Origin of the sequence: Kitasatospora sp. NPDC059462, assembly GCF_042749955.1 — a bacterium.
In the GTDB taxonomy this organism is placed as follows: domain Bacteria; phylum Actinomycetota; class Actinomycetes; order Streptomycetales; family Streptomycetaceae; genus Kitasatospora.
The window spans coordinates 1-11,213 of record NZ_JBHYUU010000226.1 but is presented as its reverse complement, the minus strand read 5'-3'; the positions used below and the strand labels follow the sequence as shown (position 1 = coordinate 11,213).

Genomic DNA, 11,213 nt, shown 5'->3' with positions numbered 1-11,213 from the left:
CGTTGGAGCGGATGATGCGGGACGCGAAGATCACGCAGATCTACGAGGGCACCAACCAGATCCAGCGCATCGTCATGGCCCGCAACCTGCCGTAGTACGCGTGCCCCCGGGCACCCGGGCCGGCCCCCCGCGGCCCGGTCCGGGTGTTCGAAGCCGATGCTATGTTCCGGGAATGAGCGAGAAGGAAGAGCAGGACCAGCCCATGAACGACGGGCACCCCAAGCCCGCGATGCGCGAGGCGCTGGTCGCCGCCGCCTTCGAGCTCTTCCTGGAGCGCGGCTTCGAACAGACCACGATCGACGACATCGTCTCGCTCGCCGGCGTCGGCCGGCGCTCCTTCTTCCGCTACTTCCCGGCCAAGGAGGACGTGGTCTTCCCCGACCACGAGCGCGGGCTCGCGGACATGACCGAGTTCCTCGAATCCGGCACCGGCGAGGAGGACCCGGTCCGCCACGCCGGTGACGCCGCCCGGCTCGTCCTGCGGATGTACGCCGAGCAGCCGTCCTTCTCCGTCCAGCGCTACCGGCTCACCCGCAAGGTCCCCGGTCTGCGCGCCTACGAGCTGTCCGTCGTCTGGCGCTACGAGCACACCCTCGCGCACTATCTGCGCGGCCGCTTCGCCGGCCGCCCGGACGGGCCGCTGCGGGCCGACGTGGTCTCCGCCGCCGTGGTCGCCGCGCACAACCACGCGCTGCGCACCTGGCTGCGCTCGGGCGGCGAGAGCGACTGGGTGGCCGAGGTGGACCGGGCGATGGCCTTCGTCGCCGACACCTGGAGCGAGCGGCCCGGTGGTGGTGGCGGTGCGTCCGGCGGGGCCGGGGCGGGGGACGAGGACGACGTCGTGGTGCTGGTCGCCAGCCGGCGGGCGCCGCTGTGGCGGATGGTGCAGGGCATCGAGAGCGCGCTCGGGGACTCCCGGCAGATCCGTCAGGACTGACCCCGCCCGCTCACCCCGACGGCGCAATCGGGGCGCGGCCGCGCCCCGGTGACGTGCGGGCCCCCCGGACGCGGGCGAGACTCGGTCGCAGCACGCGGCCGGAGCCGGACCGGCGCGGGGAACGCGACGGAGGCGGACGATGCCTGAGCCGAGCGCCGGTCCGAGCGGCAGCGACGACCCGGCCCCGCCGCCCGGCCCCGGTCCTGGTCCTGATCCTGGCCCCGGCCCCGTCGCGGGAGCGGCTCCGGAGCAGGCGCCCTCCCCGGCCCTGCGCGAGGTCCTGCTGACCAGGGGCTATCTGGGCCTGCTGCTGATCTCCGCGCTCGCCGGCGTCCCGGTCTCGCTGGCCGCCTTCTGGTTCGTCGGCCTGGAGCACCAGCTCCAGCACTGGATCTGGGAGAGCCTGCCGGACGCCCTCGGCCACGACCGCGCGCCCTGGTGGTGGCCGCTGCCCGCCCTGCTGCTGGCCGGTCTGCTGCTCGCCCCGGTGATCACCCGGCTGCCCGGCCACGGCGGGCACGTCCCGGTGGACGGCCTGGGCGGGCCGCCGACCCCGCCGAAGGCCGTGCCCGGCGTCCTCCTCGCCGCCCTCGCCTGTCTGCCGCTCGGCGCGGTCCTCGGCCCGGAGGCGCCGCTGATGGCGATGGGCGGCGGGCTGGCGCTGCTCGCCGTCCGGCCGGCCCGCCGCTCGGCCCGGCCGCAGCTGGTGCCGGTGCTGGGGGCGGCCGGTTCGACGGCGGCGATCTCCACCATCTTCGGCAGCCCGCTGGTGGCCGCCGTGATGATGATCGAGGCGGCCGGTCTCGGCGGGCCGAAGCTGCTGCTGCTGATCATGCCGTGTCTGCTGGCCAGCGGTGTCGGCGCGCTGGTCTTCACCGGCTTCGGCCACTGGACGGGGCTGTCCATCGGCGCGCTCTTGCTGCCCTCGGTGCCGCACAGCGGGGTCCCGGACCCGGGCGACTTCCTGTGGGGCCTGCCGCTCGCCGCCGTCGTCACCACGGTCTGCGTGGCGGGACAGACGCTGGGCCGGCGGGTGAAGACGTTCACCACCGGAGCGCCGGAACGCGCCGGGGTGCCCCCGGCCGCCCGGCGGACGGCGGTGCGGACCGTGCTGTGCGCGGTCGCGGTGGGCGCCTGCCTCGCCGCCTACGCGCTGCTGACCGGCCGCTCGCCGGAGGAGGCGGCGCTCTCCGGCCAGGCGACCCTGGGCGCGCTCGCCGCCGACCCGGCGGACTGGCCGGTGTCCGCGCTGCTGGCGCTGACCCTCTGCAAGGCGGTGGCCTGGGGCGTCGCGCTGGGCAGCCTGCGCGGCGGTCCGATCTTCCCGGCGGTGCTGATCGGTGCCGCCCTCGGGGTGGCCTGCGGTCCGCTGCCCGGCCTCGGCACCGCGTCGGGCCTGGCCGTCGGCCTCGCCGCCTCGGCCACGGCGGTCACCCGGCTTCCGGTCACCAGCACGGTGCTGGCGACGGCCCTGCTGGGGGCCGAGGCACCCGATCTGCTCCCGCTGCTGCTGGTGACCGCCGTGACGGCGTTCGTCGTCGGCGAGCTGGTGCGCGGCCTCGGCCGCCGTCGCCCGCTGAACCCCGCGCCCCGCTGAACCCCGCCGCCCGCCGAACCCGTGTCCTGCTGATCCCGCGTCCCACTGAACCCCGAGCCCGGGAACAGACGTTCCATCAGGGTCGGGAGCAGGGCATTTGCCCCTCGTGACATGGTCTGGTCGAATGGGCGCCGCAGCGCCCCGGAAACGGTGTTCGACGTCGGTCGAACTGAGCGCACGTCAATTGGTAGCCCCTGGTGGCGGGCTGCGGAGGGGTCTTTCATCCGATGATATGATCACGGCGCTTGCCGGGGGGATCGGGCGGGTGTGAGACGGAACGATCACAGGGGCGGTCCGGGCGGTGACCCCGGCGCGGACGTCCGCCGGCCCACCCCGCTTTGACGGTAAATCAGCAGCTGGCCGCCACTCTCCTGAAGAGAGTCCTATGACGCATTCCCTGCAGAACCCCATTCTCTGGGCTCTTCTCGTCGTCCTCCTCGGCGCAATCGCCGTCATTGTCCTCCAGCGCCGGGCAGCCGCGTCGGCGCGGCAGGAGACCGGGGAACTGAGAGCCCACTACGCCGCGTTGGAGAGCGATTTCTCGCAATCCGTCGAGGCGGCGCACGTGCGTGCCGACGAGGAGACCAAGACGGTCCTCAAGTCCGCCATGCGTACCCTCCAGGGCCTCGCCGCCGAACAGCAGCTGGTCATTTCCCGGCTGCAGACGAAGTACGGCGACTCGGTCATCCTGGAGGACCTCCTGGAGATCGACCACACGAACTCGCAGTTCGGACGGCGTGCGCAGTCCATCGCCGTCCTGTGCGACGGCTGGCTGGGCCGCCAGCGCGAGGTGGCGTCGATCTATGACGTGGTCCGCAGCGCGCAGGGCCGCATCCGGCATTTCCGGCGGGTGGAGATTCTTTCCCAGGTCAATTACGGAATCACCAGCCGGGCGGTCGAGCCGGTGGCGCTGGTGCTCGCCGAACTGCTGGACAATGCTACCAGCTATTCCAGCCCCGACACGATGGTGGAAATCAATATCCGCACCGTGCCGAAGGGCATTTGCATCGTCGTCGACGATGCCGGCATCGGCATGAACGACGAGGAGCGCACCCGGGCGGAGAAGCTCCTGTCGACCGACCGCGTCTCCGGGGTCTCCTCGCTCGGAAATCCGCCGCAGTTCGGTTTCGCGGTGGCCGGTGTGCTCAGCGAGCGCTTCGGCTTCGAGGCGTCGGTGGACTCCTCCTCCCCGTACGGCGGGGTGCGCGCGGTCCTCCTCCTGCCGCACGAACTCCTCACCGCCATGCCCGAGCAGAAGCCGGCCGCGCCCGCCCCCGGTGGCGCCGAGACGGCCCGCCACCCGTTCGAGGCCGCCCCGGCCGCGGCCGCCACCGGCGCCGACGGCCTGCCGAAGCGCCGCCGCAAGCGGCCGATGGCCGTGGTGCCGGCCGAGCCGGTCCCCGCCGGCGCCCAGGGGTACGACCCCCCGGGCTTTGCCGCCCAGGGAGCCGGGGCCCAGGCCTTCGGCACCCCGGCCTTCGGTACCCCGGCCCCCGGCGCACCGGTCCGCTCCGGCGCGGAGACGGCGGCGATCATGGGCGCCTTCCAGCGAGGCACCCAGTCCGGCCGGGCGACGACTCCGGACGCCGCGGAAACGACGAGCAGCGCAACCGCTGCAAGTAGTGAAGGACATGAGTACCCGTGAACAACGATCTGTCATGGATGCTTGACAGTGCCCTGGAGATTCCCGGGGCCCTGCACGCGGTCCTGATATCCGCCGACGGTCTGCTGATGGCTCGGACGAAGGAGATCGGCAAGGACGACGCGGACCGCGTCGCCGCCGGCATGAGCGGAGTGCAGTCGCTGAGCCGATCGCTCGCCTTCTTCTGCAACGGCCACCAGCAGCAGTGGCGGCAGACCCTGGTGGAGTTCGACGGCGGCTGGGTCTTCCTCATCTCCGCCGGCCAGGGTGCCTACCTCGGCGTCTCGGCCTCCCCGGACGTCGACATGGCGGACATCACCTTTCGGATGCAGCAGCTCGTCGGCCAGCTCGGCAAGGCCCTCATGGCGCCCCCGCGCGAGAACCTCGGCGTGCGCCCATGACCACCCCAGGCGAGCAAGCACCCGACGCGGCCCCGCCCCTGGTGAGACCGTACGTCATCACCAAGGGACGGGGGCTGCCCGACGACGAGCAGCTCTCCCTGGTCACCCTGGTCACCGCCGCGGGGGACGAGCAGCAGCGCCCCGGCCGCCGGCTCTCGCCCGAGGAGCAGGGCCTGCTCGAATTATGTTCCGCGGGCTACCTGACGGTGGCCGAGATCGCCGGACACACCCGGCTGCCCCTGGGCGTGGTGAGGATCCTCCTCTCGGCGCTCAGCGAAGGCGGCCACCTTCTCGTGCGGCCGCCCGTCGCGCGTGCCTCCCTGGTGGACACGCGCATCCTCCAGGAGGTGCTGAATGGACTTGAGGCCAAGTTTGGATGAGCGGGCCTACGTCCGCGACGGAGCCAACCAGACCGCCGTGAAGATCCTCGTCGTCGGGCACTTCGCGGTGGGCAAGACCACCTTCATCGGCTCGATCTCCGAGATCACCCCGCTGTCCACCGAGGAGACCATGACGCGGGCCGGGGAGGCGGTCGACGACCTCAAGGGGGTCAGGAGCAAGACCACCACCACCGTCGCCATGGACTTCGGCCGCCTGACCCTCAGCGACCGCGTCGTGCTGTACCTGTTCGGAACCCCCGGGCAGTTGCGCTTCGTGCAGATGTGGGAGGACATGGCACGCGGCGCGCTCGGGGCGCTGGTGCTGGTCGACCCCGACCGGCTCGCGGACTCCTTCGCCGTGATCGACCTCATCGAGCAGTACGGGCTCGACTACGCGATCGCCGTCAACCGCTTCGACGGCACGCCGGTCTACGAGGAGGCCGCCCTGCGGGAGGCGCTGGACCTGCTGGAGGACACCCCGGTGGTCACCTGCGACGCCCGCGACGAGAAGTCCTCCGCCGAAGCATTGATCAGACTGGTCCGTCACTTGCTGGACCGTGTCCACTAGGAGCAGACACAATGGACGCTGAGTCCACCGCACTCGTACCCCCGCCCGGGTGCCCCGCCCACGGCACCGGCGAACGGATACCCCTGTACGGGCCCCAGTTCGCGGCCGACCCGCAGGCCTACTACGCCTACATGCGCCACTTCGGCGCGACCACGCCGGTCGAACTCGCCCCGGGCGTCGAGGCCACCCTCGTCACCGACTACACCGCCGCGCTGCAACTGCTGCAGGACCCGGCCGCCTTCCGCAAGGACTCCCGCCGCTGGCGGGACCTCAACGAGGGCCGGATCCCCGCCGACAGCCCGGTCCTGCCGCTGCTGGCCTACCGGGCCAACTGCATGTTCAGCGACGGCGTCGAGCACCTGAGGCTGCGCCAGGCCGTCACCGACAGCCTCGCCCGGATCGACACCCGCCGGCTCACCCAGCGCATCGGGCAGATATCCGACTACCTCATCGCCCAGTTCAGCGCGCGCGGCTCGGCCGACCTGGTCGGCGAGTACGCCAAGCAGCTGCCGCTGTTCGTCTTCAACGAGCTCTTCGGCTGCCCCGCCGACATCGGCGACCGGGTGCTGTTCGGCATCTCCGGCATGTTCGACGGCGTCAACGCCGCCCGGGCCGCCGACGTCCTGATGCAGGCCGCGGCCGACCTGGTGGCCCTCAAGCGCACCAGGCCCGGCGAGGACGTCACCTCCTGGCTGATGCAGCACGAGGCAGCCCTGGACAACGAGGAGATGGTCCACCAGCTGGCCCTGCTCCTGGGCGCGGGCGCCGAGCCGCTGCGCAACCTCATCGGCAACACCCTGCACCTGCTGCTCACCCAGGACCAGTACGCCCACAAGGGCGGCCTGATCGCCGAGGCGCTCGACGACACCCTCTGGGGCAACCCGCCGCTGACGAACTACGCGCCGCACTACCCCGCGGCCGACATGGAGTTCGCCGGCACCAAGCTGGAGGCCGGCGAGCTGGTCCTGGTCAGCATCGCGGCGGCCAACACCGGAGGCGCCGGCAGCAACCGGGCCCACCTGGCGTGGAGCGCGGGCCCGCACGCCTGCCCGTCCAAGGAGCCGGCCCGGCACATCACGGTGACGGCCATCGAGAACCTGCTCAACCGGCTGCCCGACATCGAGCTGGCGGTGCCGGTGGACAGCCTGACCTGGCGTCCGGGCCCGTTCAGCCGGGCGCTGTCGGCGCTGCCGACCAGGTTCACCCCGGTCCAGGAGGCACCCCGGCCCGCCACCGCGTCCCGGCCCGCCGCCCCCGCCCGGGAGGAGCACACCACGGGAGCCCGCAAGGAACGCGGGCTGTGGAGCTCCTTCCTGTCCTGGCTGGCCAAGTGACCGGCAACCCGGAAAGACCGGGCGTCCCGACGCTCGGGGAGCACACCGCGGGCCAGCTGCGGCGCCTGTGCGAGGTCGCGAGCCTCGACGCCGACGACGCACGGACCTATGCGGACGTCCTCGTCGAGGCGTTGGGACCGGAGGCCGGACGGCGGCTCGACCTGCCGCCGTCCGGCCGGACCTTCCTGTCCGACGACCACACGCCGGTGGAGTACTCGCTCTCCTTCCGGCCGGACGGCCCGCCGGACCTCCGGGTGCTGCTGGAACCCGGCTGCGGCACGGACGGCCTGGAGGAGAACGGCCGCGCCGGACTGGACGCCGTGCGCGGCATGTCCCGGCGCTGGGGGTTCTCCACCACCTGGCTGGACAAGCTGGAGGACCTCTTCCTGCCGCAGGCCCCGCAGGGACCGCTGGCGCTGTGGTGCGCCCTGGAGCTGCGCCCCGGCGGGGTCCCCCGGGTCAAGGTCTACCTGAACCCCGCCGCCCGCGGGGCCGACCGGGCCGCCGCGACGGTGCGCGAGGCGCTGGACCGGCTCGGCCACCAGCGGGCGTACGCGGCCCTGCCGCCGGGCGACGGACACCCGTTCTTCGCCCTGGACCTCGGCGACTGGGAGCGGCCCCGGGTCAAGGTCTACGTCCGCCACCCCGGGCTGCCCGCCACCGCGGCCGGCGACCTCTCCCGGATGCCCGCCGGGCCGACGGCCGCCGCGCTGCGGGAGTTCGCCGCCACGGCGGCCGGCAGCCCGGACGCCAGGCTCTCCGGGCTGCCGGTGCTCTCCTGCCACGCCTTCACCGACCCGGCGGAGGCCCGGCCGAGCGGCTTCACCCTGCACATCCCGGTGCGCGACTACGCCCGGCACGACGGCGAGGCCCTCGACCGGGCGGTGGCCCTGCTCGGCCGGCACGGCATGGACCCGGCCCCGCTGCTGCGCGCCCTGCCCTCCCTCACCGGGCGGCGGCCGCAGGACGGCGTCGGGCTGATCGCCTACCTGGCGCTCGCCCACCAGCGGGGCTGGCCGCCCCGGCTCACGGTCTACCTCTCCGCGGAGGCCTACGCCGTCCGGCCGCCGTCCGGCTGACGGCACCCGGCGCACGGGCAGGGGTCAGGCGGCGCGCAACTCCTGGACGTAGGGCACCACGTCGATCTGGATCGACGCACCGAGCCCCTGCCCGTAGCGCGCGGCGATGCCGGCCAGGTAGTCGTCGACCTCCTTGCGCATGACGTCCCCGGACGGCAGCGCCTCCTCGCCCCCGATGAGCTGCGCCACCCACTGCGCCTGGGCCTCCAGGGCCCGGGTGATGGCCCCCACCGGGCGGATCAGGCCGACGAAGTACAGGCCGGGCCGGTCGGGGGCGACGACCCGCCGGTACAGCTCCACCCGCCCGCTCGGGCCGACCGGGCAGCCGGCCGGAAGGTACGGGTAGGACATCCGGTAGCCGGTGCACCAGACGACCGCGTCGGCCTCCTCCGCGGTCCCGTCGGTGAAGCGGACCAGGTTCCCGGCGAAGGACTCGATCCCGGGGCGGGGGGTCACCGAGCCGTGCCGGATCCGGCTGAAGATCTCGTCGGAGACCGTCACGGCCGAGGAGAAGATCGGGTGGTCGGGCTCGGGGAGGCCGTAGTCCGAGAGCCGGCCCCGGGCGACGAGCAGGGCCTGCTCGATGTACTCGCGCCGCTCGGCCAGCGACATGTCGGTGAACCACGGCGACTCGGCGATCACGTCGCACGATATGCCGTAGAGCTGCTTCGGCACGACGTGCAGGCCCCGGCGGACCGACAGCACGGTCCGGGCGGCGTGGCGGGAGAGGTCCGCGGCGATGTCCACGGCCGAGGCGCCGAGGCCGACCACGACCACCCGGTGACCGCGGAACCCGGCGCCGTCCAGGTAGTCGACGGCGTGCAGCATCCGGCCGGTGAACGACCCGGCGCCGGCCGGCACCGGGTCCGGCAGCAGCGGCTCCGCGTTGGCGCCCGAGGCGACCACCACCCGGGCGAACCGGCGGGTGGTGGTGGCCCCGTGCGCGTCCCGGCCGGTGACCAGCCAGGAGCCGTCCGCCTCCTGGCGGACCGCCAGCACCTCGGTGCCGAACTCGATGCGCGGCAGCAGGCCCGCCCACTCGGCGAAGGCCCGCAGGTAGGCGGCCATCTCGTCGTGCCGCGGATAGGCCGGGTAGGAGTCCGGCATCGGGAAGGCGGTGTAGCCGGTGAGCTGCTTGGCGGTGTTCAGGTGCAGGGACCGGTAACCGGGCCCGCGCTCCCCGGCCGCGGGCTTGCGCCAGATCCCGCCGACCTCCGGAGCCTTCTCCAGGCAGACGAAGTCGATGCCCCTCACCGCGAGCGCGTGGGCGACCGCCAGGCCCGAGAGGCCCGCACCGATGACGCACACCGGCGCCCCACCGGGAGCGTCAACGGCATACGACCCATCCAGGAAATTCCCCACGGAACACCCCACCTTCCCATCCACCGGCATGGTCTTCCCCCGTCGGCGCGACCCCGAGGCGGGGCGGCGCCGACAAAGTAAACCTCAGGTCACGGCGACCGAACAGGGACCAACGGCGTACAAAAGGTGCGCGGTCGGGAAACAGCACGGACGGAAAGGGCTCGGGAACGACGAAAAGCGGGCCAGGATTTATCCTGGCCCGCTTCTGCGGTGTCCGAGGGGGGACTTGAACCCCCACGCCCGATAAAGGGCACTAGCACCTCAAGCTAGCGCGTCTGCCATTCCGCCACCCGGACGGGGTGTTGTCCTCGCGGCTTCCTTCTGTTCGTCGGCCGCGCTGACAGATGTAACTGTAGCAGTGATCCGCTGCGGGTCCCAAAACGGCTCCGGACGGGGGAGCGCAGGTTGCGGCGGCGTGTCGGCCCGCTTCCCGGGGGTGGATCCGGCCCGGGGGCTGGGAGAGGATGGTCGGACGTGCTCGTGCGACCCGGGTGCAGGTCCCGGGGGTGGCGCTGGGGCGCCGGTGCGGGCCAGAGACGAGGAGTGACCGTGAGCGAGCGGAGCGAGTCGGCGGAGCGGGCGGCGGCGCCGAAGGTGACGGGTGAATCCGAGGTCGCCGGCCTCTGCCGCGACCTGATCCGGATCGACACCAGCAACTACGGCGACGGCTCGGGCCCGGGGGAGCGGAAGGCGGCCGAGTACGTGGCCGAGCAGCTCGCCGAGTTCGGCCTCGAACCCCGGATCATCGAGTCGGCCAAGGGCCGGGCGTCCACCGTGGTCCGGATCGAGGGCGAGGACCGCTCGCGTCCGGGCCTGCTGATCCACGGCCACACCGACGTGGTGCCGGCCAACGCCGCGGACTGGACCTACGACCCCTTCGCGGGCGAGATCGCGGACGGCTGCGTCTGGGGCCGCGGCGCGGTCGACATGAAGGACATGGACGCGATGACCCTCGCGGTCGTCCGCGACCGGCTGCGCACCGGCCGCAAGCCCCCGCGCGACCTGGTGCTGGCCTTCCTGGCCGACGAGGAGGCGGGCGGCACCTACGGCGCCCGCTACCTGGTGGACAAGCACCCGGACCTCTTCGAGGGCGTGACCGAGGCGATCGGCGAGGTCGGCGGCTTCTCCTTCACGGTCGACGACCGCACCCGGCTCTACCTGGTGGAGACCGCCGAGAAGGGCATGCACTGGATGCGGCTCACGGTCGAGGGCCGGGCCGGGCACGGGTCGATGGAGAACGACGACAACGCCATCACCGAGCTGTGCGAGGCGGTCGCCCGCCTGGGGCGCCACCAGTTCCCGCTGCGGATCACCAAGACCGTGCGGGCCTTCCTGGACGAGCTGTCGGACGCGCTGGGCGTCGAGCTCGACCCGGAGAACATGGACGAGACGCTGCGGGTGCTCGGCGGCATCGCCAAGATGATCGGCACCACGCTGCGCAACACCGCCCAGCCGACCATGCTCGGCGCCGGCTACAAGGTCAACGTGATCCCCGGCCAGGCCACCGCGCACGTGGACGGCCGCTTCCTGCCCGGCTACGAGGAGGAGTTCCTGGCCGAGCTGGACAGCGTGCTCGGCCCGCGCGTGAAGCGCGAGAGCCTGCACTCGGACAAGGCCATCGAGACCGGCTTCGACGGCGCCCTGGTGGAGGCGATGCAGACCGCGCTGCGCGCCGAGGACCCGATCGCCCGGGCGGTGCCCTACTGCCTCTCCGGCGGGACGGACGCCAAGTCCTTCCAGGACCTCGGGATCCGCTGCTTCGGCTTCGCCCCGCTGCAGCTGCCGCCGGAGCTGGACTTCGCCGGGATGTTCCACGGGGTGGACGAGCGGGTGCCGGTGGACGGACTGAAGTTCGGCGTGCGGGTGCTGGACCGGTTCATCGACGCCTGCTGAGCACGCTGAGCGCGCTGAGC

General features: G+C 72.9%; 11 protein-coding genes and 1 tRNA gene. 10 read left to right on the top strand and 2 right to left on the bottom strand.

The annotated features are described in order from the left end of the window. From ACFXAM_RS34320 to ACFXAM_RS34280, 9 genes are all read left to right on the top strand, one after another. On the top strand, positions 1-95 hold a 95-nt coding region (locus ACFXAM_RS34320), incomplete at its 5' end, for an acyl-CoA dehydrogenase family protein (protein ID WP_350554586.1). Positions 96-172: 77 nt separating this feature from the next. Then, a complete protein-coding gene (locus tag ACFXAM_RS34315) occupies positions 173-937 on the top strand; it encodes a TetR family transcriptional regulator (protein WP_380297291.1) in 765 nt (254 codons plus the stop codon). Between the two features lie 139 nt (positions 938-1,076). Then, the gene (locus ACFXAM_RS34310; protein ID WP_380297290.1) at positions 1,077-2,534 is read left to right on the top strand and encodes a chloride channel protein; all 1,458 of its coding nucleotides are present in this window, start codon (positions 1,077-1,079) and stop codon (positions 2,532-2,534) included. Between the two features lie 385 nt (positions 2,535-2,919). Beyond that, the gene (locus ACFXAM_RS34305; protein ID WP_380297288.1) at positions 2,920-4,179 is read left to right on the top strand and encodes an ATP-binding protein; all 1,260 of its coding nucleotides are present in this window, start codon (positions 2,920-2,922) and stop codon (positions 4,177-4,179) included. Next, on the top strand, positions 4,176-4,577 hold the full coding sequence (locus ACFXAM_RS34300; RefSeq protein WP_380297286.1) for a roadblock/LC7 domain-containing protein: 402 nt from the start codon (positions 4,176-4,178) through the stop codon (positions 4,575-4,577). The genes ACFXAM_RS34305 and ACFXAM_RS34300 overlap by 4 nt, the downstream gene beginning before the upstream one ends. After that, positions 4,574-4,957: a DUF742 domain-containing protein gene (locus ACFXAM_RS34295; protein WP_380297284.1), complete on the top strand. Its 384-nt coding sequence runs from the start codon at positions 4,574-4,576 to the stop codon at positions 4,955-4,957. Before ACFXAM_RS34300 ends, ACFXAM_RS34295 begins: the two co-directional genes overlap by 4 nt. Beyond that, positions 4,932-5,525 carry an ATP/GTP-binding protein gene (locus ACFXAM_RS34290; RefSeq protein ID WP_350545548.1) on the top strand — a complete coding sequence of 198 codons (594 nt, stop codon included), beginning with the start codon at positions 4,932-4,934 and terminating at the stop codon, positions 5,523-5,525. Before ACFXAM_RS34295 ends, ACFXAM_RS34290 begins: the two co-directional genes overlap by 26 nt. Before the next feature lie 11 nt (positions 5,526-5,536). After that, positions 5,537-6,859: a cytochrome P450 gene (locus tag ACFXAM_RS34285; protein WP_380297283.1), complete on the top strand. Its 1,323-nt coding sequence runs from the start codon at positions 5,537-5,539 to the stop codon at positions 6,857-6,859. Next, on the top strand, positions 6,856-7,938 hold the full coding sequence (locus tag ACFXAM_RS34280) for a tryptophan dimethylallyltransferase family protein (RefSeq protein ID WP_380297281.1): 1,083 nt from the start codon (positions 6,856-6,858) through the stop codon (positions 7,936-7,938). Before ACFXAM_RS34285 ends, ACFXAM_RS34280 begins: the two co-directional genes overlap by 4 nt. 24 nt (positions 7,939-7,962) lie before the next feature. Here ACFXAM_RS34280 and ACFXAM_RS34275 read toward each other — a convergent pair whose 3' ends face one another. Together ACFXAM_RS34275 and ACFXAM_RS34270 are read right to left on the bottom strand one after the other, a co-directional pair. Next, complete coding sequence (locus ACFXAM_RS34275; protein WP_380297279.1) at positions 7,963-9,246, bottom strand: flavin-containing monooxygenase; 1,284 nt, start codon at positions 9,244-9,246, stop codon at positions 7,963-7,965. 265 nt (positions 9,247-9,511) lie between these two features. Further along, positions 9,512-9,596 (bottom strand) — tRNA-Leu (locus ACFXAM_RS34270). A gap of 253 nt (positions 9,597-9,849) precedes the next feature. Here ACFXAM_RS34270 and ACFXAM_RS34265 point away from each other — a divergent pair. Continuing rightward, complete coding sequence (locus ACFXAM_RS34265; RefSeq protein ID WP_380297277.1) at positions 9,850-11,193, top strand: M20/M25/M40 family metallo-hydrolase; 1,344 nt, start codon at positions 9,850-9,852, stop codon at positions 11,191-11,193. Positions 11,194-11,213: the final 20 nt, after the last annotated feature.

What these genes read in the sequence shown, in the direction of transcription:
- ACFXAM_RS34315 (WP_380297291.1), top strand. Translation starts at nt 173, where the DNA reads ATGAGCGAGAAGGAAGAGCAGGACCAGCCCATGAACGACGGGCACCCC.
- ACFXAM_RS34310 (WP_380297290.1), top strand. Translation starts at nt 1,077, where the DNA reads ATGCCTGAGCCGAGCGCCGGTCCGAGCGGCAGCGACGACCCGGCCCCG.
- ACFXAM_RS34305 (WP_380297288.1), top strand. Translation starts at nt 2,920, where the DNA reads ATGACGCATTCCCTGCAGAACCCCATTCTCTGGGCTCTTCTCGTCGTC.
- ACFXAM_RS34295 (WP_380297284.1), top strand. Translation starts at nt 4,574, where the DNA reads ATGACCACCCCAGGCGAGCAAGCACCCGACGCGGCCCCGCCCCTGGTG.
- ACFXAM_RS34290 (WP_350545548.1), top strand. Translation starts at nt 4,932, where the DNA reads ATGGACTTGAGGCCAAGTTTGGATGAGCGGGCCTACGTCCGCGACGGA.
- ACFXAM_RS34285 (WP_380297283.1), top strand. Translation starts at nt 5,537, where the DNA reads ATGGACGCTGAGTCCACCGCACTCGTACCCCCGCCCGGGTGCCCCGCC.